22 protein-coding genes and 2 pseudogenes are annotated in these 22,693 nt (G+C 49.3%); 11 read left to right on the top strand and 13 right to left on the bottom strand.

The features are described from left to right. Positions 1 to 93 precede the first annotated feature (93 nt). Together AB3G35_RS15570 and AB3G35_RS15565 are read right to left on the bottom strand one after the other, a co-directional pair. Positions 94 to 1,965, bottom strand: a complete 1,872-nt coding sequence (locus AB3G35_RS15570) for a UvrD-helicase domain-containing protein (protein WP_169916594.1) — start codon at positions 1,963 to 1,965, stop codon at positions 94 to 96. Continuing rightward, positions 1,962 to 4,259, bottom strand: coding sequence for an AAA family ATPase (locus tag AB3G35_RS15565; RefSeq protein WP_169916595.1), 2,298 nt, complete (start codon positions 4,257 to 4,259; stop codon positions 1,962 to 1,964). Before AB3G35_RS15565 ends, AB3G35_RS15570 begins: the two co-directional genes overlap by 4 nt. A 224-nt stretch (positions 4,260 to 4,483) precedes the next feature. Here AB3G35_RS15565 and AB3G35_RS15560 point away from each other — a divergent pair, with 224 nt between their 5' ends. Further along, complete coding sequence (locus AB3G35_RS15560) at positions 4,484 to 5,650, top strand: restriction endonuclease (RefSeq protein WP_235573534.1); 1,167 nt, start codon at positions 4,484 to 4,486, stop codon at positions 5,648 to 5,650. Between the two features lie 341 nt (positions 5,651 to 5,991). Then, positions 5,992 to 6,357: a histone-like nucleoid-structuring protein, MvaT/MvaU family gene (locus AB3G35_RS15555; RefSeq protein WP_169916596.1), complete on the top strand. Its 366-nt coding sequence runs from the start codon at positions 5,992 to 5,994 to the stop codon at positions 6,355 to 6,357. A gap of 148 nt (positions 6,358 to 6,505) precedes the next feature. Here the strand turns inward: AB3G35_RS15555 and AB3G35_RS15550 are convergent, their stop codons facing one another. From AB3G35_RS15550 to metC (AB3G35_RS15535), 4 genes and pseudogenes are all read right to left on the bottom strand, one after another. After that, complete coding sequence (locus AB3G35_RS15550) at positions 6,506 to 6,988, bottom strand: OsmC family protein (protein WP_169916597.1); 483 nt, start codon at positions 6,986 to 6,988, stop codon at positions 6,506 to 6,508. Between the two features lie 61 nt (positions 6,989 to 7,049). After that, a pseudogene (locus AB3G35_RS15545) lies at positions 7,050 to 7,349 on the bottom strand (transposase); the annotation flags it as partial. A 190-nt stretch (positions 7,350 to 7,539) separates the two neighbouring features. Then, complete coding sequence (locus AB3G35_RS15540; protein ID WP_369782749.1) at positions 7,540 to 7,638, bottom strand: hypothetical protein; 99 nt, start codon at positions 7,636 to 7,638, stop codon at positions 7,540 to 7,542. A 286-nt stretch (positions 7,639 to 7,924) separates the two neighbouring features. Next, positions 7,925 to 9,100 carry a cystathionine beta-lyase gene (gene metC, locus AB3G35_RS15535; protein WP_169916598.1) on the bottom strand — a complete coding sequence of 392 codons (1,176 nt, stop codon included), beginning with the start codon at positions 9,098 to 9,100 and terminating at the stop codon, positions 7,925 to 7,927. 385 nt (positions 9,101 to 9,485) lie between these two features. Between metC (AB3G35_RS15535) and AB3G35_RS15530 the strand changes: the two genes are divergently transcribed. The 7 genes from AB3G35_RS15530 (at position 9,486) to AB3G35_RS15500 (ending at position 15,403) form a co-directional block, all read left to right on the top strand. Continuing rightward, on the top strand, positions 9,486 to 10,967 hold the full coding sequence (locus tag AB3G35_RS15530; protein ID WP_169916599.1) for an amino acid permease: 1,482 nt from the start codon (positions 9,486 to 9,488) through the stop codon (positions 10,965 to 10,967). Between the two features lie 105 nt (positions 10,968 to 11,072). After that, positions 11,073 to 11,636, top strand: a complete 564-nt coding sequence (locus tag AB3G35_RS15525) for a TetR/AcrR family transcriptional regulator (RefSeq protein WP_169916600.1) — start codon at positions 11,073 to 11,075, stop codon at positions 11,634 to 11,636. Positions 11,637 to 12,021: 385 nt separating this feature from the next. After that, entirely contained in the window at positions 12,022 to 12,576 is a 555-nt protein-coding gene (locus tag AB3G35_RS15520; protein ID WP_169916601.1) for an OsmC family protein, read from the top strand. Between the two features lie 96 nt (positions 12,577 to 12,672). Continuing rightward, positions 12,673 to 13,446, top strand: a complete 774-nt coding sequence (locus tag AB3G35_RS15515; RefSeq protein WP_169916602.1) for an SDR family NAD(P)-dependent oxidoreductase — start codon at positions 12,673 to 12,675, stop codon at positions 13,444 to 13,446. A 175-nt stretch (positions 13,447 to 13,621) separates the two neighbouring features. Continuing rightward, positions 13,622 to 14,245, top strand: coding sequence for a TetR/AcrR family transcriptional regulator (locus AB3G35_RS15510; protein WP_169916603.1), 624 nt, complete (start codon positions 13,622 to 13,624; stop codon positions 14,243 to 14,245). A 60-nt stretch (positions 14,246 to 14,305) separates the two neighbouring features. Continuing rightward, positions 14,306 to 15,001 (top strand): DsbA family oxidoreductase, encoded by a 696-nt coding sequence (locus AB3G35_RS15505; protein ID WP_169916604.1) that lies wholly within the window; start codon positions 14,306 to 14,308, stop codon positions 14,999 to 15,001. A 72-nt stretch (positions 15,002 to 15,073) separates the two neighbouring features. Then, positions 15,074 to 15,403 (top strand): co-chaperone YbbN, encoded by a 330-nt coding sequence (locus AB3G35_RS15500; RefSeq protein ID WP_169916605.1) that lies wholly within the window; start codon positions 15,074 to 15,076, stop codon positions 15,401 to 15,403. Between the two features lie 38 nt (positions 15,404 to 15,441). Here AB3G35_RS15500 and kefC read toward each other — a convergent pair whose 3' ends face one another. The 5 genes from kefC to AB3G35_RS15475 all read right to left on the bottom strand — a co-directional run bounded on the left by kefC (position 15,442) and on the right by AB3G35_RS15475 (position 19,866). Beyond that, a complete protein-coding gene (kefC, locus tag AB3G35_RS15495) occupies positions 15,442 to 17,268 on the bottom strand; it encodes a glutathione-regulated potassium-efflux system protein KefC (protein WP_369781726.1) in 1,827 nt (608 codons plus the stop codon). Position 17,269: 1 nt separating this feature from the next. Further along, positions 17,270 to 17,791, bottom strand: a complete 522-nt coding sequence (gene kefF / locus AB3G35_RS15490; protein ID WP_169916607.1) for a glutathione-regulated potassium-efflux system oxidoreductase KefF — start codon at positions 17,789 to 17,791, stop codon at positions 17,270 to 17,272. Positions 17,792 to 17,977: 186 nt separating this feature from the next. Beyond that, positions 17,978 to 18,196 carry a 4-oxalocrotonate tautomerase family protein gene (locus tag AB3G35_RS15485; RefSeq protein ID WP_169916608.1) on the bottom strand — a complete coding sequence of 73 codons (219 nt, stop codon included), beginning with the start codon at positions 18,194 to 18,196 and terminating at the stop codon, positions 17,978 to 17,980. A gap of 169 nt (positions 18,197 to 18,365) precedes the next feature. Next, complete coding sequence (locus AB3G35_RS15480) at positions 18,366 to 19,490, bottom strand: alkene reductase (protein WP_169916609.1); 1,125 nt, start codon at positions 19,488 to 19,490, stop codon at positions 18,366 to 18,368. A 43-nt stretch (positions 19,491 to 19,533) separates the two neighbouring features. Next, positions 19,534 to 19,866, bottom strand: a complete 333-nt coding sequence (locus tag AB3G35_RS15475; RefSeq protein WP_169916610.1) for a carboxymuconolactone decarboxylase family protein — start codon at positions 19,864 to 19,866, stop codon at positions 19,534 to 19,536. A gap of 288 nt (positions 19,867 to 20,154) precedes the next feature. On the opposite strand from AB3G35_RS15475, the gene AB3G35_RS15470 reads away from it, so the two are divergent. Beyond that, a complete protein-coding gene (locus tag AB3G35_RS15470) occupies positions 20,155 to 20,748 on the top strand; it encodes an ACP phosphodiesterase (RefSeq protein WP_169916611.1) in 594 nt (197 codons plus the stop codon). Positions 20,749 to 20,806: 58 nt separating this feature from the next. Here the strand turns inward: AB3G35_RS15470 and AB3G35_RS15465 are convergent. After that, positions 20,807 to 21,050 (bottom strand): annotated as a pseudogene (locus tag AB3G35_RS15465) (response regulator transcription factor); the annotation flags it as partial. Between the two features lie 30 nt (positions 21,051 to 21,080). On the opposite strand from AB3G35_RS15465, the gene AB3G35_RS15460 reads away from it, so the two are divergent. Next, positions 21,081 to 21,281, top strand: coding sequence for a YbdD/YjiX family protein (locus tag AB3G35_RS15460; RefSeq protein WP_169916612.1), 201 nt, complete (start codon positions 21,081 to 21,083; stop codon positions 21,279 to 21,281). Positions 21,282 to 21,371: 90 nt separating this feature from the next. Here AB3G35_RS15460 and metC (AB3G35_RS15455) read toward each other — a convergent pair whose 3' ends face one another. After that, complete coding sequence (gene metC / locus AB3G35_RS15455) at positions 21,372 to 22,562, bottom strand: cystathionine beta-lyase (protein WP_169916613.1); 1,191 nt, start codon at positions 22,560 to 22,562, stop codon at positions 21,372 to 21,374. Between the last annotated feature and the right edge of the window lie 131 nt (positions 22,563 to 22,693).

Raw genomic sequence — 22,693 nt, 5'->3', positions numbered from 1 at the left:
TTGCGTCGCCTAATCACCTAGCTGAAGCCATGCCCTGTGCCACTTGTCTCTTCAGTACATCCGTCAAACAATTCATGTCGTTGGTAGTGAGTTTCACAGAAGATCGACCTCGTCGGGCTTGAGCCATCCTGCCTCGATTACTCGCTGCTTAGCTATCCCAGGCTGAGCGGTGTAAACCACAATCGCGAGACTTTCTTCGGCCCGGCTGCACGTGACATACAGCAGGCGACGAGTGCGAGCCAAGGAATCATCTTTGCCCTCGTGTTGATTTTTTACGTCGCTGTCAGAAGCTGGTTTGACACCCAAGAGCTTGTCGTAACTGAAAAGGAAACCACCTGCCTCTTCGTCATTGAGGATGACCATGACTCTGGGGAACTCCAGCCCCTTTACACCCTGGTGCGTGTCGAAGGGGGAAAGCCCATCGGTATAACCAGCGAACGCAGCCATTTCCGAGAAGGGACGCCCTAGTAGAGTCTGGTATGCATGGGTTTCTAATGCATCACGATCCGATGTGTCTGGAGGGGCATCAGTCGTAGCGCCCAGCGATAGAGCTGCTACAAGTCGGTCTGGGAGATCCAGCAGGCCTGTTTGGAGTAGGACTTGAGCGACGTCTCCTATCAGGGGGTCGTTGTCATTGAATAGTTCACACAGCGATTCAGTAGCGTCTCCTGCTTTCTCAAGCAAGGCTAACTGGTCAGGCACCTCTTTCATGGATTTAGGGTCGAGAAGCGGCGACTGAAGCCGCACAGCTTCCATGAGACTGAAATCGTTCATTTTGGTAGCTTGAAGAATAGGGGCCACCCGTTCGAAAAACAGTTTCAAGATTGGCAGTGTTCCGTCCAACAGCCCGGTTCGTAGGTGCTCAACCCCATACAAAGGTGTGAACACACCCTCGAACCCCATTCGACGTCCGGCCATCTTGTGTTCAAGGATGAGGGTCTTTCTTCCATCCTTACCAGCTGCCCACTGAGTATCGCCGGTGATGGCTGCCATGCGCTGTGCTATGTCTTCCTCCAACCCGAAGCTTTGACCTGGTGTCTGTTGGGTGCAAAACATTCGAACCGTGCCTTCTATGGCGTCCGGCTTTGGCTTCTGCTGATGATTGTCTGCGCCCGCACGGATTACATTGATAAGATCAACAACCCTTGTTGGGCAGCGACGGTTCATACGTTTTTCGGGCACCGCCCAATCTGGAGGGATCGCTTCCTCCAAGCGCACCTTCCCATCGTTGTAGATGCGTTGCATGGTATCGCCGAGAAGCCCGAGACAGAAACGGTCAGGGATGAGGGATTGTGCTCGCAGAAAAGCATCCATGAGAGGCCCATAGGTATCCTGGCTCTCATCGATCAAGAGTACAGGGTGCAAATCCGCCATAATATTCAGCAATGGAGGCAACTGGATAAAAGCAGCTGCCATTTGAATGACTTCACTATGGTTTAGGGCTTGCCTACCGCGATTGTCGCCGGTAGGGCTGTAAATGAATGTGGATATCTCATCCAGGGAATCGAGGCGACGAGCTTTGCTATCCCTTGAAGCTTGATTTGCTAGAAATGTCTTGTTTTGCCCTCGAGCCTTTCCAAGCTTCTCATTGAGCTCACCAATGTCTTGGGTGAGCTTGACCCGAAGCCACTCACGAATGTCATCATTGAAGCCCTGAATCATCCGCCAAGAGAAGGCGTGAATGGTTGACACAACCACCAGTGGGTCGTGTTCAAGACGGCGGGTAATTTCCTCGGACGCCGCTTTGGTATAGGTGATGATCGCGATTTGGCGTCCTTCAAAAGTCAGTCGTTGCCGTTCCCTATTCTTTAGAATTTTCACGGCTTCGACTAACGAATGGGTTTTTCCAGAGCCAGCGCCGGCGTATAGGAAAAAACTCTTCGGATGGTCGAGATTCAGACAGTCCTGAATGATCTGATCGGCATCTGGAACATCATCCATAGTAGCTTCCGGCTGCCGGCTCATGGTGTCACCTCGACAATCGCTGAAGGGATGACCAGTAGCTCTTTGCTTTTTCTTTCGAGCTTGGACTGCAACCACGCCAAGCCTTCATGGATGTAAGTAGGCACCGTCAACTTGGCGAAATCAGAATCGCCGAGAACGTGTAGTGCGAACTCTGCCTTATCACCATCCTTGAGTTTGGTGAACAGCTCTGTGCCAAGCTCTAAGGATGTTTCTGCTTCACGTAGCGCCTTGGCGAAAGATCGCATCAGCCCGCGTCCCGCTTTGTTAGCAAAATGCTCTGTGTTGCTCAAGACAAGGCTGTCTTCAAAGGTATTTGGTAATGCTTCGACCTCTAGCCCAGTTTTGGGTAAGCGGACAGTAATGGGCGTCTGATAAGCGATCCTGATCGAAAACAGCTCGTCAATTTGCTGAGCTTTACTGTCGGAGGTCAGATCCAGTAATGAGTCCACATCATGTCCAAGGCCTGCTGCTCGCATCCAATGGCGCACGGTTGGGTTGTTAGTGGTTTGGCCTTTCTTCCGCTCGACAGGTTTGCCGATCTGTAGGAGACCCGCGTCCAAGTCAGTTATCACCAGAGTGACAATACCCAACGCATCGATCAGGGGCCGGAGCCGATGCGCGTGGCTTCCCCCAATATCCAAAATGGTGATGTAGCACTGGTCTAGGAAACGAAAGTGCTGCCTCAAAAAATGTGGAAGCATCATGCGCTCAGCGGCCCCCTCAACAAGGATCACCGCATCCGCAAAGAACAGGTCGGCATGTTGGGCCCGAAGGTAACGGGTAACGAATTCCTTCGTTTGATTGGACTCGCCGAACACTGTACTTAGGTTCGAAACGGTAGAGACTGGGATTGATATCCCGGCCATGCCGGACGGAAGTCTGCGGAAGTATCTCAAGTTTTCGTAGTCAATCTCATGAGCTACGTGGCTGGAATGGGAACTCACCATCAGCTGTGTCCTGAGGTTCGGATACTTCACTAGCAATGGGTCGCTGCACAGCACATGGTAGGCGTGTTTTATGAATGCTTGCTGAACCTGGACGTGTAGGTGGGCCTCCGGTTCTTCGATTAGAACCAAATGTATAGGCTCAACACCAGTAGCGCTTTGCTCTTCAGGGCTTCTGTACTTCTTCAGCCATTCATCTCGAAATGCCATCAATCGGAATATCATTGAGATGAGGTTCTGGTAGCCGAGCCCGTTGGACGTCTCCGGAAGCCTAAGAGGCGGTGCTCCAGGGGCTCCTCCAACGGAATCCAATTCAAACAGCACCGCTGCTTCGTGGTTCATCCCGTCCGTAGGGGCGAGGCGGGTGGAAACTCGGATGGATGGGTCGGAATTATTCGGATAGCCCAAGCCGGCGACTTCCTTGAGCGCAGGCGCGAAGCTCGTGCTCAAGCGAGTGTCAAAGGCGGTTTGAGCTGCCTCAATTGCTCTGAGTGCCTCCAAATCTGAAATATCTGGGCTATCGCCTGGATCGAGATGCCTGCTGTAGTACGCTCGCAATTGTTCCGAGAGCTTCCTGCCCGATCCATGTCCTCCCTCTAGGACGCCTTCGTCAGCGCTGTCACCAAAGCCGCGTTGAGCATTGATCTCGTGGACTCGAATCAGGTCTGTTAGGGGATTGCGCTCGAGTGGCGTTGCAGTGGCCGCAAGCGGTTGCGGGTTAGCTTTACGAGTTGCAGGATCTGGAGCTTTTAGCTGGCCTGGATCAAGTCGGTACCATCGGATCTTGAAGGTTTTACCGATTCGCCGATTCAGGTAATCATGCAAGCTCTGCGGCCAGAGCGGAAGCGATGGTGGCTGCGTACCTAGCGCTGCCTGTTTTTGAATTTCCTGCTGAAGCTCCCTCACTCGTGCCCGCTCTTTGCGGTAATCGACAAACAGCGTTGGCATATCATCTGGTTCCAGCCGGAACCGCATACCGACATGGCCGCCTTTCCAGGCGAAGTTCGGTATGAGATCTCGGATGTGATGAAGCTCGCCCTGAGCTGCTTCAAGCCAAATATCTAGCGTTGGCAACCAATCAGCCCATTCATTTGCGACTGGGATGGGGAAGCTATCATCTGCAGCCTCCCAAGCTTCACCAATGGCATCGATTGTGGCGAGATGGCTCAGAGTAAGATCTTGCAATCTGAAAATCGACGCTTTCGAAAGTAGGAACTTGCGCAAGGCCAGCATCGCAGATGATTTGCCACTGTTGTTGGCTCCAACGAGGAGTGTGGTCTCGGCTGCGAGGTCGACTCGTACGGATAGGAGCTTGCGGAAGTTCGCGATTTCCAGATGCTGAATTTGCATAGTCTCTTCCCTGATGACTGCTCAACAACGGAGCGTCCGGCTGATAGATGCTGGAACTCTAGCTTAGCCGGCCCGGCACTCCAATCGCCGTGGTGGGATTTCGCCATCATTGGTGCGTCTGCGTGCAGTGGAAACAAGCTCGTGGACTGAGTGATGGCACTGAGCTATGGTCGCTAGCATGATGTGCGTGAAGGCGCGCGATGACTTGGGAAGGAACGGAAACGATGATTTACCAATGCAACGGATGCAACAGGACTACCTTCGAGACAGCATGCCCGTGGTGCATGAGCTCCCAAGTTTCGCCGTCATCAGAGCTCACGTTGCGGCACCTCACTCCACTGGATCCTTCGTTTTATCCCGACTTTCAATACAGATCCAAAGGCTTGATTCAAGATTTCTTCGGTAAGAAGAAAGAGCAAGCCCAACTGAACGATCTTCTGAACAACGTATTGAGAAAATACGCGGAGCTGAAGCAGCCATACTTTACGAACTTCATTCACACGACTCGCGAAAGCGCAGGTAGCAGCGATGACGCAGGCGTGCCCGGCCCACGTTTGGATGGTGTGTACAGCGAGAGAGAGCTATTCAGGGAGGTCTTGATTCGCAAAGGTTTTGACGAGCTTGAAGGGCTTCCATCTCTTTTGGACAAGCTGCTGCAAACCACAGCATTCAACTCTGCCTACCTGGGCTTCTCGAGAGAGTTGACCCGCCACATCCGAGCTGATCTTGCCGACACCTTACGTTCCTGGATTGAAGAGGCCGGGACAACGTTCAGGTCTGACCTGGCCTTGTTCTACTACCACCTCTGGGAAAATGACGTTCCATTTCCCAATGTCCAATTCAATCCCCAAGCAGCCTCCACATCTGGCGTACCGCTGCTTCCGCTACAGTCTTTTCGGAATGGCTTGAGCCTGTGCGAGGAGATTTATTTCGATATCCTCGTTGAGCGGCTGGGATCACAGCTCGAGCATTTCAATCCGAACCAGTTCATCACTATGTACCTGGTGGATGCGATGGACGGTTTTCAGTTCGAAGCCTTCCTGGTCGAGATCTTTCAAACCATTGGCTATGACGTTAAAGAGACCAAGAAGACTGCTGATCAGGGCGCAGACCTTTTCGTTACTAGGTTCGGTAAAAACATGGTCATTCAAGCTAAGAATTACTCTGGCTCTGTAGGCAATGCGGCTGTGCAGCAGGCCATTTCTGCTAAAGCCTTCTACGGGTGTGACGAGGCTATGGTAGTTACCAACTCCTACTACACGAAGTCAGCGAAGGAGTTGGCAAGCGCAGCCGGTGTACGGTTGGTCGACCGAGATGGGCTTCAGAGTTATCTGGATGACTACAATCAAAAACTTATCGAGGTCTTCCAGGCTGAGGAAGAAAGTGCTTAAGCTAGGCGTATCCGTGATTGCAGATGAGCAGTAGATCCCATGTTCTAAGTCCTTATGTTTACCTAGAACGATCAGTCACGAACGCATTTTCGTGACTGGTTAGCGGAGTTAGATCACGCCACCCGGTGAATCGCGCCAGGTTCCGTAGACACCGCCATGCCTCAAAAGGTTGGTCTCAATACTTCGCTTTTGACAGGACACGAATAAATTAAAGTTGCGAACCTAGACTCCTCAGTGCGGGTCTTTGTGATCGCTCATTCATGAATCTTATAACTAAACGATTTACGGTTAACTCTAGAGTTTGGTGTATTGTTAGGGGACTAACTACGTAGAGACTAAGCATGTCAAAACTCGCCGAATTTCGCCAGCTCGAAAAACACCTAGCCGAGCAACTACAAGCCCTAGAAACCCTGAAAGGGGATGCAGGCCTCAAAAAGGAAATAGAGTTCGAAACGAAGCTGCGCGCTCTGCTTGCTGAGTACGGTTACAGCTTGTCTAACGTAATCAACTTGCTGGATCCTCAGGCTGGCCGTAGCGCTCCAGTAGCCGAATCTAAATCCGGCTCTCGTAAGCCTCGTCAGGTTAAGGTCTACAAAAACCCTCACACTGGTGAAGTCATCGAAACCAAAGGTGGGAATCACAAAGGGTTGAAGGAATGGAAAGCAGAGTACGGCTCGGACACCGTTGAGTCTTGGTTAGCCAAGTGATTCTGGTTTGAGTGCAAAAGGGCCCTTTAAGGGCCTTTTTTGCAGTGTAGAGCTAAGAATCCGAGTCGTAAGCGTCCGGCAATTTCCTCTAAGCAGTTACGTAGACTATGAGATGGTGCTCGACTATGCGGACACCATCTCTGGTTAACTAAGTGGCTGGCCTTATCGATATTTCGGGAGCGTGGCTGACTGGAAAGTTTACCGAACGAGCAATGAAGCATTTTTCATGAGCTATTTTGTGCAGCATCTGAGCTTTTTCGATCTCAGACCCCGATGCCAGGATCACTTTGGGCCTCAAAATAACTGAGGTGAACTGACCAGCGCCGTTGCTCTCCTCGACCATTGTTCCTTGAGCGTTGTCCTCGTAGGCCACTACAACGACCCCGGCCTCAGCGCAAAGGCCAAGGTACCAAAGCTTGTGGCACGCAGATAAGGATGCCAAGAGCAATTCCTCGGGATTCCAGCGCGTAGGGTCTCCTCGAAAACTGGGATCGGATGAGCCCTCGATTGGAGTTTTGCCGTTAACTGCGATTAAGTGCGCCCGGCTGTAACCCCGATAAGATGACGTTCCTGTCCCGTTGTTGCCGGCCCAAGTTACCTGGACTTCGTACTCGTGCGCTTTATCTACCATTGCTCCCTCCTGGGATAGTTTTCGAAAAGTCCATTAAAAAACGGACTCATTGAGCAAGCACCTAGCGACGAGGTAGCAGTTCCATAATCTCACTGACCCGTTGCGTAGGCAGGCGAGTGAGGACGTCCTTCAAATAAGCATACGGATCATGCTCGTGGAGTCGCTGCGACTGGATCAGGCATATGATCACCGCCGCCCGTTTGCCGCTGCGTAGTGACCCTGCGAAGAGCCAGTATTGACGACTCAAGGCCCACGGTCGAATCTGGTTCTCGGCCCAATTATTGTCAATGTGTACGGCCCCGTCATTGAGGTAGGGCTACAGCGTTGTCCAGCGCTTCAGGCTGTAATCCAAGGCTCTGCTGATAGGCTCGGTGGCGAGCCTTATGGCGTCGGGGATCATCTCTACAAGTCTCGCAGAAAGGTCGCATAGGCCGCCGCGCTTTCGGTTGATCAGTTAATTTTGAAGGCACCGCGTGGATATGGGATTTCGAAGCAGATGGTTGCTCCAGTAATATCCGTTCGTGACTTCGACGACGGTAATTTCAGGGGAATCAAGGCAGGCTGCAGGGCAATGGTTTTTGCGATTGCAGCCGAATCCAATTATGGACGAGATTTGCGTTGAGATTGTGGCCCAGCGCGACGATGGCAATCGAGGCGCCAGGTTCGGAGCTCTCTTGAATGAATCCGGCTTTGAAGGATTTGAAGTACTAAAGGCGTTGTGGCTGCATGAAAGACCAGCTTAAAAGACTAGAAATGGTGTCCACTAAAATTAGTTGGGCGCCATCGCCTTTGGCGTCGTGGTCAGGAAGGTGAGTTGGCCGGAGGCTTACGCCACTTGGGTTGACAGGCAGCGACAAAGACTAATTTCAAAGACTGAAATTTTGCATCCGGCAAACTAGGAAAACCCTGTAAAGGGTTAACCTAGCAATTAGTGGATTATGGTTTGTTGCGTAGAGAATTAAATTCTTCAAAACCTTTTTCGAGATCTTCGATCAGGTCAAATGGATCTTCAAGGCCGATATGAAGTCGTACAAGGTGCCCATCAATCTCCCAGGATGTCGCACTTCGGATGGCTTTGGGATCTGCAATCATAGCCAAACTTTCAAATCCACCCCAAGAGTAGCCAATTGAAAATAACGATAAGCTATCCAATAACGCGTCTGCCGCAGCTTGTGAAGAAGGTTTGGTCACGAAGGACAGCAAGCCCGAGGCTCCTCTAAAGTCTCTTTTCCATAATTGATGCTGAGGATGAGACTCTAATGCTGGATAATAGACTACTTCAACTTCATCGCGTGTTTCCAACCATTTGGCTACTGTTGTCGCATTTTTATAGTGGCGTTCAAGCCTAATATCTAACGTTCTCATTCCCCGAAGTGCCAAGGTTACATCATCAGGGCTAACAAACAATCCCATGTTGAAGTGGAATTTTTTGAGGCTTTCCCATGCACGCTTGGAGGCTGATACAGTACCGAGAACGGCATCAGAGTGGCCGACGATATATTTGGTGGCGGCCATGATGGAAAGATCGACACCTAGTTCGAGCGATGGAAAGTAAAGGGGAGTTCCCCACGTGTTGTCAGCAATGACCAAAATATTATGCTCATGGGCAACCTTAGCGATGGCTGGTATGTCCTGTATTTCTAGAGTCAATGAGCCTGGGGATTCCGTATAGATGGCTTTTGTATTTGGCTTAAAAAAATCTACTACACCGGCACCTATTGTAGGATCGTAAAACGATACCTCTATTCCAAGGCGATTACCCACTTGTTCACAAAAGGCTCTAATTGGTGCATATACGTTGTCGGCGATTAGCAGGTGATCCCCTGCTCCAACTGCCGACAGTATGGCAGTCGTACAGGCAGATAGCCCTGATGGGCAAAGCACTGTGCCTTCAGCATGCTCTAACTGCTTAAGGGCCTGAGTAAGTGCCTCCGTGGAGGGGTTGTTCCATCGGCCGTAGATGTATTTTTGGCGCCCCTCGCGCATAGATGCGCTCGAAGGGAAAGCCACGGTTGAGCCTCGGTAAACCGGCACATTTACGAATCCATGATGCTGCTCAGGCTCGATAGACGCGTGGGCGAGTAAGGTTTGAACGTTTTTATATTTTTTCATACGGGCATCCAATTCCTGCAGCGGTTGGTGGCTTGGTGCGGACAGAAGTGACGCAGGGTTAGGATTAAAAAGCTATTTTTATTAAATGTCTACTACTAGGTTGGCCTATAAATAAATGTCATATAGAACATGGTCTTAGGATATTTTAAAAAATAGAGTTTACACGACAACCATGTGGATGGTAGATTTTTTGCGACTCAAAACTCTACTATCTGGTCGGTATCGCATCGACGCTCGGTGTAGGATTTTGAATTGGGAGTGGATGGCTTCGTGCTATTGCTGCTACGCAAGTACACGCCGATTTCCGTATCTCGTTGGTAAAAGGATTAGAAGTTAAGAATTGCTATGGATAATAAAAACTGCAGATAAATCGCTTGGGTGAAGTATGAAAAAACAAAAAATAGAATCCCTAACAGCAACTCAGTGCAGTGACAAAAAAAATGATGCATCGAACTGGCTCGATTCTCAAGATAGTGGGTATTCGAAGCATTTAAAAAAACGGCATGTGCAAATGATGGCCTTGGGAGGTGCGATCGGAACTGGCTTGTTCTTAGGTGCTGGTGCTAGGTTGCAAATTGCGGGGCCAGCACTTGCAGTTGTGTATCTAATTTGTGGCATATTTGCGTTCTTTATACTAAGGGCCCTTGGCGAACTGGTTATGCATCGCCCAAGTAGTGGAAGTTTTGTGTCCTATACCAGAGAGTTTATGGGGGAACGTGCATCCTTCGTTGCGGGTTGGATGTATTTTGTTGTATGGGCATTAACTGGTGTGGTTGATATTACTGCTATTGCTATATACATGAAATACTGGAGTGTGTTCTCGGATGTACCTCAGTGGCTATTTGCATTGAGTGCTTTAGGCGTAGTGACGCTAATGAATATGGTTGGTGTCAAATGGTTTGGTGAAATGGAATTTTGGTTTGCTGTGATAAAAGTAGCTGCAATTAGCATATTTTTGATAGTTGGATCGTATTTTTTTGCAACGGGTCATGAAGTGGCTGGTCATATCCCAGGCTTTCATTTGATAACAGATAACGGTGGGGTCTTTCCTCATGGAATATTACCAGCGATTATCATCGTGCAAGGTGTCATTTTTGCTTATGCAAGCATAGAGTTGGTCGGAACAGCAGCTGGAGAAACGGCAGATCCAAGAAAAGTGATTCCAAAAGCAATTAATGGTGTGATTTGGAGGATTAGCCTTTTTTATGTTGGTTCCGTATTCTTGCTTGTTACGGTATTACCTTGGACTGCCTACAGTGCAAATGTTAGCCCGTTTGTCACGTTTTTTGAGGCACTTGGTATCCCAGGAATTGGTTCCGTCATGAACATTGTTGTAATGACGGCAGCACTTTCTAGTCTCAATTCAGGATTGTATGCTACGGGTCGTGTGTTGAGATCACTTGCTATGGGCGGATCTGCACCCAAAATGTTTAAGCGCATGAGTACTCAAGGTGTGCCCTATATGGGGATTTTGGTTACCATGGGCATTAACGTATTTGGTGTTATTTTGAATTTCCTCATTCCCTCTCAATTGTTTGAGCTTTTACTGAATTTGGTCTCTCTGGGGATACTTTCTACGTGGGCCTTCATAGTTCTTTCTCAAATTATGTATCGCCGTGCAGTGAAGAGGGGCGAGGTGGAAATGGTCTCATTCAAAATGCCTGGAGCGCCGTTTACTTCATGGCTGACGCTCGGTTTTTTACTCGTAGTATTGGTTCTCTTGGCGCTCGACTATCCAAATGGTACTTATACTGTCCTCTCTATACCTTTAGTCGCAGGAGCATTGATGCTTGGTTGGTCGAGGGCAGTTCGCTCAAAAGAAAAGGACTTAGAAGGAGCGGGTACACCTAGTCACGTAGGGGCCTAGCTTATTAGCGATGAGAGCACGTCTCGCGGCGTTCTCTCATCGCTTTGAGTTGAACCATAGTGCTAAGACGGCTAATATGCCTGTATCAAACATTTAGGTAAGCTTATGAGCACGCGTTCAGACCTTTTAACTGCTGCCGAATTATTGCTACGTACCAAAGGCTACTCTGCATTTAGCTATGCTGATTTAGCTCAAGAAATTGGTATTAAAAAAGCCAGTATCCATCATCACTTTCCTACAAAAGAAGGGTTGGGTATTGCAGTTATTGAGAGCTATCTTTTTAGATTTACTAAAAATTTAGATCTGATTAACGAGGAGAGTTCCGATACCATCATCCGGTTGAAAGCATTTTCATCTCTGTTTGTTGATAGCTCGAAAAATGGGATGCTACCTCTGTGCGGTGCACTTGCAGCTGAGCTGTCTGCTTTGCCTGATAGTCTCAAAGAACTGACTAGAAAGTTTTTCGAAATACATATCTCATGGTTGGAGGAAAATATTGCGAAGGGGCAGGGTGAGAGCGTTATAAAGGCAGACCTTAATCCTAAAGAAATTTCACGTGCTATTTTGAGCTTGCTTGAAGGTAGTAGCTTCGTTTCTTGGGCGTTCAACGATAAGGTTGTCGACCAATCTGGGTTTGATTTTATTTTGCAGAAAATTATCGTTTCGTAATTTCTATCTAGAATACGATTTGATGATCCCTTTCCGGATTTCTTCTTAAGTCATTGTTTTTGCCCATCTTTTAGATGGGCCCCATCTCGTAACGTCTCCGATACTCTGTAGATTTTCTCTGCATAGGTTGAATCTTCCCGCTCGAATACAAAGCTCATGGCGTTTTAGCCTGGTGAAGCTCCGTATCTGCCTGTCTGTTCTGACAGGTAGCGTATCGATGCGCGCCTTGTTTCATAGGGCTTTGGAGGCATTGGTGTCATCAAGATCTCTAGCGCAGGGATTATTTTTCCAAAAACTCTGTTGCAAGCCAACCTACCAGTTGGTAGGATTGTTTTGTCGCAAACAAACCCACACGAAACAATGCGCTCCACAGAGGATTTACCAAATGACAAATAATCTGAATGGTATTGATGTAGCCGCACTGCAGCAGTTTGCCCAAGGCGTTGCTGAGGATGCTTCCAAGCGGCACGCCAGCTTTAACGTCAAGACTCAGTGGAAAGGCCAAACACGCTCTGTGGCAAAAGTCAGCCGCTACAGCCTCGCCGGTGAGACCTATTCACGTGATTTCGAAATCGTCGCCGATGAGCCAAATGAGTTGCTTGGCCAGAATACTGCGCCGAACCCTCAGGAACTGCTGATGGCGGCCCTCAATGCCTGTATGTCAGTAGGCTACGCGGCCAACGCTGCAATGATGGGTATCAAGATCCACAGTCTGGAAATTGAGACTGACGGTACCCTCGATCTACGTGGTTTTCTGGGTTTGGACGAGAACGTTAACCCAGGCTACGACGAAGTAAGTGTTGTAATTCGTTTGCACACCGACGCATCCCGTGAGCGTGTGGAAGAGCTGCATAAGAATGTGATCAAGACATCGGTCAACTATGCCAACTTTTCTAAAGCCATTCGTATGGTGCCAACGCTCGAAGTTCTAGAAGACTGATTTTTAGGGTTTGACACCTGCTGAACCCTAAAAGCGCCAGTTGAGGAGTTTTCTCTGGCGCTACGGTTTTCGTAATCTAGTTACCGGGAGCATGAAATGAACGATTTTTTCAAAGGTAAGAAACTGCTTGTCGTCGGTGGTACCAGCGGAATGGGCTTGGAAACTGCTCGTATGGTGCTGAAAGCGGGTGGCAGCGTGGTGCTGACGGGTAGCAAGCAAGACAAGGCAGACGCCGTCCGTAGCGAATTGAGCCCGCTTGGCCCGGTTTCAGTGATAGTCGCAAACCTCATGACAGAAGAGGGTATGAATTTCGTTCGTAACGAAATCAACACAAATCATAGCGATATCAGCCTGATGGTTAACTCCGCTGGTATTTTCATTCCCAAAGCTTTCACTGAGCACGACGAGGCTGAGTACGATATGTACCTGTCTATTAATCGTGCAACGTTCTTCATCACCCAAGCGGTGGTCAAGAACATGCTCGCCGCCAAGCGGGAAGGGTCAATTGTCAACGTTGGCTCCATCGGCGCACAGGCTGCTTTGGCAGGTTCGCCGTCCTCTGCCTATTCCATGGCTAAAGCAGGTCTGCATGCGCTGACCCGCAACCTTGCGATTGAATTGGCTCACTCGGGCATCCGCGTAAACGCCGTCTCTCCAGGAATTGTTCACACATCTATCTATGAGGGCTTCATGGACAAAGAGGCAATCCCAGAAGCGATGAAGTCTCTGAACGATTTTCACCCACTGGGCCGAGTTGGCGTTCCGGAAGATGTGGCCAACACTATCGTGTTCCTGTTGTCGGATAAGACATCCTGGGTGACCGGTGCTATCTGGGACGTGGATGCGGGAATCATGGCCGTTCGTGCCTGATTTCAGCTAACGCTGTCTGATGGGAGCTGCCAAAATCGACTCCCATTCCATCACCAAGAGTGCTGGGAGGTGTAATGGCTCGAGTGATTATTCACGGCTATCTGACTGGCCCAGCTGGCTTCAACTACCAGCTTTTGGTGTAGGGCGGCTTAGTTCTGGGCGCAGGAGTTTTTCAATGTCAGGTTCGACAAGAGCAGCGCTGTTAAAAGTCGCGGAAAATCAGATGAGGTCTAAGGGCTACTCAGCATTTAGCTATGCAGATCTAGCCACGACGATTGGCATTAGAAAAGCCAGCATTCATCACCACTTTCCGACCAAAGAGTGTCTTGGTCAAGAGTTGATTAAAGACTCTATCATTCGCTTTGATGCGACTATTCTGTCAATTGAAGACGCTGATGAAGACTCTATGTTGCGGCTTCGAGCCTTCTCCCGTCTATTCGTCGATAGTGGGAATGAAGGGCTTCTACCGTTGTGTGGTGCACTGGCGGCAGAAATGGCAGCGCTACCCTTATCACTTCAAGTGCTGACTCGAGTTTTTTTTGAGACACAACTTGACTGGCTACAGAGAACCATTAGCGAGGTAGCCATTCAGAAAGGATGGATACTTTCCAAGCCAGCTAAATCCTATGCATTCATGCTCTTGAGTGTGTTAGAGGGGGAGTGCCTTATTGATTGGACATTAGGTAGATCAGCTGATCCCTTAGCAGGATTCGACTACATACTCGAATCCCTGGAGCAATCAGTCGTGATGCCTGCTCGTCAGATCAGACACACCAAAAGCAAGCAGCCGAGTTGTTAATAGTCGCTTTTAGTTTTCCTTAATAGCGACGCCTTTATTCCCTTCACTAGAGAGAGATTTATGAGCGGTATTCCGAAGAAATTCGTAGTTGATATTTGGTCTGATTATGTCTGTCCTTGGTGCTGGGTCGCTAAGCGTCGTTTTGAGAAAGCGCTTGAAAGCTTTCCTCACAAGGACAGCGTTCAAGTTAACGTCAGAGCTTACCGTCTTGCCCCGAACCATGTTGCTGAACCTATGGTCGGAGCCCTCAAGCGTAAGTTGGGTAGTCCAGCCGCTGCTGTAACCATGATGAATACAGTTAAGCAATATGGCGCATCTACGGGGCTTGATTACCATTTTGAAACCATGATGTTTGGTGATACAGCGGATGCTCACGTATTAGTCAAAGCAGTCGAAGATGAAGTCGTGAAGAAAAACCTTATGGAAGCGCTCTATGAGCAAAGTACCACCCAAGGTAAATCGCTGTTTGACAGAACAAGTCTAGAGGCGATAGCAAAGTCTGTTGGGGTATCTGATGAGTCGATTCGACTCGCGTGGTCATCCCCTGATCTGCGCCTTCAGATGCAGAGCGACGAGCGCGCGGCGGCTCAATTTGGGTCAGGCGTTCCTTTTTTTGTTTTCAATAATTCGTTCTCTGTTTCGGGTGCTCAGTCTCAAGAAGCTTTTCTTCAAGCACTGAACCAAATGTATTTGGAATCAAAGGGTGAGGATGAGTCGTTTAATGGCCAAGTCTGCGGTCTTGATGGTTGTAATTGATGTTAGAGAGATTGCGGCACCTGATGGTGCTGCAATTTCTGTGTCTGAAATTGCATCGTGGGTGAGGTGAAAATGAACCGTATCGTAGACTTGAAAGCCGAACAGTTCACTCGATTCGTTGCAAAGGGGAACAGTGTCGTGCTGTTTTCGGCGTCTTGGTGCAAACCATGCCAAGAGATGAAGCCGGTCTTTCACGACCTTGCAGACAAGATGCATTCTCGCGCATCCTTTGCAAGGATCGATGTAGCTGTTTCGCCGACGATTTCCCAAATGTATGGGATCCGGTCAGTGCCATCCTTGGCGATTTTTCACGAAGGGCGGTTGCGCTTAGTCTTGGCCGGCTCTCGTTCTGTTGCCGCGTTGAAGAAAGCAATCCTGGCTGAGTTAAAGGACGTCTTGTAAAGCTACCTTAAAGTGGCTTTAGATTTTTCTGCCTTGGATTAGCTATATTTCTCTTCCGGCTTGGCGCGACTTTTATCAGGCCAGTTGTTGATAGTATGAGCTCGGTCTTCGTTGAATATTTCTGTTAGAAGGGCGTTTGCCCGCTTGTATGCGTCGTACTTGAATTCAGTGTCCTCCTCGGGCTGTCGGGCCATTTCTTCAAGCATTTCCTGGTTCAATCGGCGGAAGCGATCCGCGCGTTCACGGGCTTCATAGCGCCCAACACCAAGTTGTTCCAAGGCTTTGCGTCCAAGGGACAAAGCGCTTTCAAAAGTCTCCCGCTCGGCTTCCTCTATACCCATTTGGCGTAGGGTAATGATGTGTCCCATATCACGAGCGCGCACTACCAGTTTCATGGCGGGGAAATGCTCTTGGGCCAGCCGTGTCAGTGCCAAGTTGTCTTCCTGGTTGTCGATGGCGTTGATCAGAACCACTGCTTGAGCTGCACCAGCGGCGTGCAGCAAATCAAGACGGGTCGCGTCGCCGTAGAACACCTTGACTCCGAACTTGCGTAACGTTTCGATATGATCGGGGTCGTGATCTAGCACCACCACTTCAAAACCACAGGACATTAATAGACGGCCTGCAATTTGGCCGAATCTACCGAAGCCAGCGATGATTACCCGAGGATTGCGTTGGTCGATGGTGTCAGCTTCCTGATTGTCCTGTTTGCGCGCTGATTCCAAGCGATTGAGCACTAGAATCAGCAGAGGAGTCACACACATGGAAAGTGCTACCGCCAAGGTTAGACTTTTACCCCAAGGGTCGACCAGGATGCCCGCAACCGTTGCTGCGCCAAATACCACAAAGGCGAACTCACTGCCCTGACCGAGAAATACCGCCTGCCAAGAGCGCTGTTGAGTAGGAACGTTCAGGAAGCGGCCAAGAAGTTTGATCACCAGCAGCTTGATCAGGATAAAACCTAAGGTCAGTGTTAAAACTTTCAGTGGTGCATCAATCAGCGTGCCAAAGTCGATCGACATACCGACGCCGATAAAGAATAAACCAAGCAGTAGCCCCTTGAATGGCTCAATGTCGCTTTCCAGCGCATGCCGGTACTCTGAGCTTGCTAATAGGACACCGGCGAGAAATGCCCCCATAGCCATGGACAATCCTGCCTCTTCTAGCAACAACCCAAATCCAAACACTAGGAAGAGCGCCACGGCACTGAAGATTTCGCGCAAGCCTGAGCGCGCAACAAAGCGCAGAACGGGTCGTGAGACGTACTGACCCAAGAGCACCACCGCGCCGATCGCGCCGACGATTTTTGCAATGGACAACGCGAGCTCCGCGCCGGAGGGCGTACCACCATTTGCCGCTAACAATGGAATCATCGCGACCAGCGGAATCGCTGCAATGTCCTGGAATAACAACACGGCAAAGCTGCTGCGGCCCACGGCAGTGGGTGTCATATTTCGCTCGTTCATGGCCTGCATGGCGATGGCGGTCGACGATAGACTTAGCGTCAACCCCACCAATAGTGCTGCTGACCAGTTCAAGCCAAGTGCGGCACAAAACACGGCAATTGCAGCGCCGCAGACCAGCATCTGCAATGCACCGCCACCGAAGACCATTCGGCGCATGGCCCAAAGACGTTTGGGATCAAGTTCGAGACCAATGATAAACAACATCAAAACTACGCCGATTTCAGCAAAGTGCAGAATGGATTCCACATCCGTAACAAGCTTCAGGCCCCAGGGGCCAATCAGGCAGCCGGCCAATAGATAGCCCAGAACTGGGCCAAGTCCTAATCGAACGGCTATCGGGACTATCAATGCAGCAGAGCCCAAGTAAATGAGCATCTCAATCAGACTGTGAGTCTCCATCTTAATATTCCTTCCAGGAGGCCAACCGCGAGTAATAATGCTCGATTTGTGAGTGTATGAAGTCAGGTTCATCTGCATACGCACCGTGTACCACCACAGGATTCAGCCAGCGCATGTTGCAATAGATTGCTGTTGCGTGGAGGGGTTGAGCCAACACCGAAAAACCTGGATGGTCGCCAATTTGGAAATGATCGTGCTCGCCACCCGTCGTGACGGCCCACATCAGACTCTTATCTTTTAGGCCGACAGAGCCTTTGCCGTATGCCCATCCGTGGGTGAATACTTTATCTATCCATAATTTCAAAAGCGGCGGGGAGCTGTACCAATACATCGGATGTTGCAATACGAGCAGTTGAGCTTGATCGACTGCTCTCTGTTCAGCCTCAACGTCGATATTGAAGTCCGGATAAAGGTCGTACAAGGAGCGTACGACAACGTCCGGATTGCTTGATACGCGCTCGAGCATTGCTTGATTAACAAGTGATTTTTCGGGGTAGGGATGAGCATAAATGATAAGAATCAAGATGACCTCCAGGAGGTCCGTTAGTCGATGAGCGATAGAACCCACCCTCATAAAGGATGGTTTAAATTCAGTACTTTGAGGCCAATTAATTTTTGTGAACGAAAAAGCCCTTCCTGGAGAAGATGCCAAGTCCCAAGGAACGAGATACACCAAATCCAGAAAAGGCTTGATTGTCAGAGCAGCGCTTTACTCGCCAGCTTGTATCTTGAGCACCTTTTCTGCGGTTATTGGCTCTCCTGCAATTCCCCAACTACCGCTTTTTACTTCTTCGAAAAGAACCCAAGTGAGAGCTCGCATGTTTTCACCTTCGACTGAAACCATGGCTTCCGTAACTTTGTGAATCGCCTCGGCTTTCTGTTCTTCCGTGAAAACGCCTTCGATACCTTTAATGATGACTAACGGCATGGTGTGCTCCATTTATGCAAGGGCTTAGGGTCAGTGTCGAAGACGCCCACATCTTCGCGACCTTCGGGGTACGGATTTTTCCCGTCGATACAACAGACATGACAGGCAGGTTCCGGATTACGACAGGACAGCCCACGCAGAAATGAATGTGGGCTAGGCCTTTAAGCAATTACGCTTTAGCTGGAGCAGGTTGAGTCGCGTTACCGTAATTCGGATAGTCGGTATAACCCTTGTCAATCGAACCACTGACACCGTAGTAGGTTGTGCGATCGCCTTCCGATAGTGGCCAGCCGTTCTGCATACGCTCCACCAGATCTGGGTTGGCAATGTAAGCAGTACCGAAGGCGATCAGGTCGAGTTCGCCTTTGGCTAGTTCAGACTCAGCAATATCTTTGGTGAAGCCGCCGGCTGCCATCAAAGTGCCTTTGTAAGCTTCGCGGAATGCGGCACCAAACCCTGGAGGGGTTTGCGCGACTAGGATGGTTGGCTGGTAATTCAGGTGAACGAATGCAAGCTCGCGATCATTAAGTGCATCAGCCATGCTCATCCAAGTTTCTGCTTCGCCCTCGTATACGCCGAAGTCATACAGGCGGCCAAATGGCGAGAACCGTACACCTATCTTGGAACCGCCGATTTCAGCAGCAATTGCGTCAATGGTTTCAAGCAGGAAACGCTGGCGATTGGCGATAGAGCCGCCGTACTGGTCGGTACGAGTATTCAGGGCGCTGCTCAGGAATTGATCGAACAGGAAGCCATTGGCAGCCATGATTTCGATACCGTCAAAACCAGCGTCAATAGCCATGCGAGCCGATTTCACGAAATCCGCAACAACGCGTTTCACTTCGTCAGTTGTCAATGCGCGTGGTGCGGAGGGTTGAACCGGGCCAGATTTTTCAGGCTCTATCCAAGCATATACCGTGGTATCTACCGCAGGGATAGTACCCGAGGAGACTGGTATTATGCCGTGCACCGAAACATGGGACATGCGGCCAACGTGCCAGAGTTGCGCAAAAATCTTCCCCCCTTTGGCATGCACTGCATCTGTGACTGTACGCCAGCCTGGCAAGTGCTCTTTAGCATAAATCCCAGGGGTATATAGATAGCCACGAGCCTCGTCGGAAATTGGCAGCCCTTCAGTGATCAGCAGTCCAGCAGAAGCACGCTGCGCGTAGTACAGCGCGTTGGATTCATTTGGAATGTTGTTCAGCGTCCTTGTGCGAGTCATTGGGGCCATGACAACGCGGTTCTTCAGAGATGTTCCGGCCAGATCGTAAGGTGTGAACAGCTTATTCATGATTACTCTCGACGTCGTGTGAGGGAGCAAGGTCGCGTTTGATTTATGACTTGTCGAACGCGTCGAGTACGTGGGTGCTATACACCAGTGCTGCACCGGCGTTCATGTTGATGGCAACACTCAGTGCCTCAGCAACTTCCTCGCTTGTAATACCGAGCTTCTTGGCTTCCGCTGCGTGGAAAGCAATGCAACCATCGCATCGAGTCGTAACGGCTACTGCTAAGGAAATTAGCTCGCGAGTCTTCGCATCCAGATGGTTTGTTTTGCTACCGGCAGCGCCGAGTGCAGCCATGCCCTTCATGGTCTCCGGGGACAAGCCGTTGAGTTCTACCAAACGAGTGTTGATGTCTTTACGGGTCTGCTTCCAGTCTTGCATTTGATTCTCACTTGGGCGTTCAGCCCGGTTAGTGGCGCGAGGAAATGTGGAACTGGATCAAATCTACCATCCAGTTGGTAGGCTTGCAAGGGGCGTGATAGAATTTGGCACCCTAGAGATGTTGTCACTGATGGTTCAATGCTCAGATCGATGCCTAGAGCCTCTACGAATACGGTTTTAGATTGTATTTATTACAATCCTAGTAGATGGTAGTTTTTTACGCTCGACAGCAGGACGGGCTTTGAGTGTTAAGCGTTATTAAAATCATGCAGTTAGACGAGGTTATTGATGAATTACCTAGCGCACTTGCATTTGGGCGGTCAGGAGCCGCAGCAGCTCCTGGGGAGTCTCTATGGGGATTTTGTAAAGGGAACGCTTGCAGGCCATTTTCCTTTACAGACTGAAGAGGCAATCAGGTTGCATCGCCAAATTGATGTGTTCACTGACTCCCATCCATTGGTCAAAAGGGCGTTAGGACGATTTCGAGTGGCAAGGCGTCGTTATGCAGGAATTGCACTAGACATGTTTTTTGATCATTGCTTGGCTCGCGACTGGGAGCACTTTGCTGATGAGCCTCTGGAGGCTTTCGCAAAAAAGGTCTATGTCATTTTAAAAAACGAGCCTGCCTTACCGGAACGTCTGGCTCAGATCGTTCCGTCCATAATCAGAGAAGATTGGCTTGGTGCATATAAAGATTTTCCAATGATTGGTCATGGACTCAAAGTCATCTCACAGCGCTTATCCCAACCAGAAGGCATGTTTGGCGTCTACGAGGAGCTGTCAGCGCTATATGAGCCGCTGAGTGAAGATTTTCAGGAATTCTATCCAGTGTTGTGGCAGTACGCACAAGCCGGTTTAGGTGCATCAAAGACACCTCAGTGAGCTTATTTGCCTAACAGGTTAGGCTTTTCAGTAGCTTAGTTGGATTTTAGGGATAACCTCATCTTGGAATTATTCCATGGTCTATTCCATAATTTATCAAAGCAGTGGGCTTGTCGATATTAAGCTTGCGCCGGACGATGAGTCTTAACGGTTCTGACACTAATATCCAATTCGCGAGCCATTTCCTTATTGTTCAACCCTTGAGCTATTTTATATAGAACTTGGTTTTCCCGTGGGGGTGGCTCGTTCGAGTTACCATCGTCAAGAAGTAGTTTTTGCGCGATTTCAGCACTATATGTAGCAATTCCCAATGCGTAATAGAGGACTTCAACGTGTTCAATGACCTGAGTCGTTTCGGTAAGTATCTAGGTCAAGCAGCGCGCCTGATGGTTGGTATGCCCGATTACGATACGTACGTTGAGCATATGCAGACTAAGCACCCTGATAAGACGATGATGTCATATGAGGGATTTTTCAGAGAGCGACAAGAGGCTCGCTACGGGGGTGGCAACTGTCAACCTCGGTGCTGTTAGTAATGTTATGTTTTTTGCTAAATAAAGTTAAGCCCGATACCAAGTATCGGGCTTTTTTATTTGGCTATAAAGATTAATTTTAAAACATGCCTAGAGCATAATATGGTTTTTCATTTGATCAAATCGTTCAAAACCCAGTGCTAGGTCAGCAATTAGATCATCTGGATTTTCCAAGCCGATGTGCAGCCGTACCAAGTGGCCCTCATCACTCCATTGTGTTGCACTTCTGATATTGCGAGGGTCTACAGTGATAGCCAAACTTTCAAACCCACCCCAAGAGTAACCCAGGCCGAATAAGTTGAGATTGTCGAGTAGTGCCTTGACAGCCTCGAAAGGTGCGGGTTTGGTTACAAATGACAGTAGGCCAGTAGCGCCAGTGAAATCCCTTAGCCATAGGGCATGATTTGTATGGGATGGAAGCCCAGGATAAATAACGCGTGCAACCTGCTTTTGATCTTCGAGCCATTGTGCAATTTTGGTTGCATTCCGTTGATGTCTCTCCAAACGAACGTCGAGCGTGCGAAGTCCTCGGAGAGCCAAGTTTGTATCATCTGGGCTAACGTAGATGCCGCATTCAAAATGGTAGGCCTTTAATTGAGGCCAGGCGAGCGGTGAAGCCGCGATGGTGCCAATCAATGCATCTGAGTGCCCCACAATATACTTCGTGGCTGCCATGATCGACAGGTCAACACCGTGTTTGATCGCTTTGAAGTACATAGGTGTAGCCCAAGTGTTATCCAGCAGCACTAGGGCACCGCAGTCATGGGCCGCTTCGGCAATCGCAGGTATATCCTGTATTTCAAAGGTGTGGGATCCAGGAGACTCAGTAAACACTGCCTTCGTATTGGATTGAAAGAGGGTTTTTATGTCATGCCCAATCTGTGGGTCATAGTAAGTGGTTTCGATCCCGAACCGTTTTCCAGCCGTTTCCAAAAAGTGACGTGTTGGGGCATAAACGGTATCAGGTACCAAAATGTGCTCGCCTGAGCCAACGACGGAAAGTATCGCCGTGACGCAGGCTGACAGTCCTGATGGACAGAGAACAGTTCCAGTTGCTCCTTCAAGTGCTGTGATCGCTTCGCAGAGAGCCTCGGTGGATGGGTTGTTCCAGCGGCCGTATTGATACCTTTGACTACCGTGCTGCATAGAGTCGACATTGGGGAATATTACAGTTGAACCACGGTATATTGGAGGATTTACGAAGCCATAATGTTCTTCGGGGTGACTTCCCGTGTGCGTAAGTACAGTTGAGGGAGAGTGTATTACCTTTTTATTTTTCATAGATTTTCCCATCGATGAGTCTATTGGCGAGACCTTAAGTATATTTTTATGTGAAGGAAACTATCTTTCGATTGTTTGTCATTTATAGCCATTCTGGTTAATTTTATTAGCTGAAAATGATGCTATGGAAG

Source organism: Pseudomonas sp. WC2401 (assembly GCF_041200115.1).
Taxonomy (GTDB): Bacteria; Pseudomonadota; Gammaproteobacteria; order Pseudomonadales; family Pseudomonadaceae; genus Aquipseudomonas; species Aquipseudomonas fragi.
Note: the sequence above shows the minus strand (reverse complement) of the source record. Positions and strands in the feature narration are given on the sequence as shown.

What these genes read in the sequence shown, in the direction of transcription:
- AB3G35_RS15560 (WP_235573534.1), top strand. Translation starts at nt 4,484, where the DNA reads ATGATTTACCAATGCAACGGATGCAACAGGACTACCTTCGAGACAGCA.
- AB3G35_RS15550 (WP_169916597.1), bottom strand. Translation starts at nt 6,988, where the DNA reads ATGGTAGATAAAGCGCACGAGTACGAAGTCCAGGTAACTTGGGCCGGC.
- AB3G35_RS15470 (WP_169916611.1), top strand. Translation starts at nt 20,155, where the DNA reads ATGAATTACCTAGCGCACTTGCATTTGGGCGGTCAGGAGCCGCAGCAG.
- AB3G35_RS15520 (WP_169916601.1), top strand. Translation starts at nt 12,022, where the DNA reads ATGACAAATAATCTGAATGGTATTGATGTAGCCGCACTGCAGCAGTTT.
- AB3G35_RS15475 (WP_169916610.1), bottom strand. Translation starts at nt 19,866, where the DNA reads ATGCAAGACTGGAAGCAGACCCGTAAAGACATCAACACTCGTTTGGTA.
- AB3G35_RS15505 (WP_169916604.1), top strand. Translation starts at nt 14,306, where the DNA reads ATGAGCGGTATTCCGAAGAAATTCGTAGTTGATATTTGGTCTGATTAT.
- AB3G35_RS15485 (WP_169916608.1), bottom strand. Translation starts at nt 18,196, where the DNA reads ATGCCGTTAGTCATCATTAAAGGTATCGAAGGCGTTTTCACGGAAGAA.
- AB3G35_RS15515 (WP_169916602.1), top strand. Translation starts at nt 12,673, where the DNA reads ATGAACGATTTTTTCAAAGGTAAGAAACTGCTTGTCGTCGGTGGTACC.
- metC (WP_169916598.1), bottom strand. Translation starts at nt 9,100, where the DNA reads ATGAAAAAATATAAAAACGTTCAAACCTTACTCGCCCACGCGTCTATC.
- metC (WP_169916613.1), bottom strand. Translation starts at nt 22,562, where the DNA reads ATGAAAAATAAAAAGGTAATACACTCTCCCTCAACTGTACTTACGCAC.
- AB3G35_RS15480 (WP_169916609.1), bottom strand. Translation starts at nt 19,490, where the DNA reads ATGAATAAGCTGTTCACACCTTACGATCTGGCCGGAACATCTCTGAAG.
- AB3G35_RS15565 (WP_169916595.1), bottom strand. Translation starts at nt 4,259, where the DNA reads ATGCAAATTCAGCATCTGGAAATCGCGAACTTCCGCAAGCTCCTATCC.
- AB3G35_RS15500 (WP_169916605.1), top strand. Translation starts at nt 15,074, where the DNA reads ATGAACCGTATCGTAGACTTGAAAGCCGAACAGTTCACTCGATTCGTT.
- AB3G35_RS15525 (WP_169916600.1), top strand. Translation starts at nt 11,073, where the DNA reads ATGAGCACGCGTTCAGACCTTTTAACTGCTGCCGAATTATTGCTACGT.
- AB3G35_RS15510 (WP_169916603.1), top strand. Translation starts at nt 13,622, where the DNA reads ATGTCAGGTTCGACAAGAGCAGCGCTGTTAAAAGTCGCGGAAAATCAG.
- AB3G35_RS15530 (WP_169916599.1), top strand. Translation starts at nt 9,486, where the DNA reads ATGAAAAAACAAAAAATAGAATCCCTAACAGCAACTCAGTGCAGTGAC.
- kefC (WP_369781726.1), bottom strand. Translation starts at nt 17,268, where the DNA reads ATGGAGACTCACAGTCTGATTGAGATGCTCATTTACTTGGGCTCTGCT.
- AB3G35_RS15570 (WP_169916594.1), bottom strand. Translation starts at nt 1,965, where the DNA reads ATGAGCCGGCAGCCGGAAGCTACTATGGATGATGTTCCAGATGCCGAT.
- AB3G35_RS15555 (WP_169916596.1), top strand. Translation starts at nt 5,992, where the DNA reads ATGTCAAAACTCGCCGAATTTCGCCAGCTCGAAAAACACCTAGCCGAG.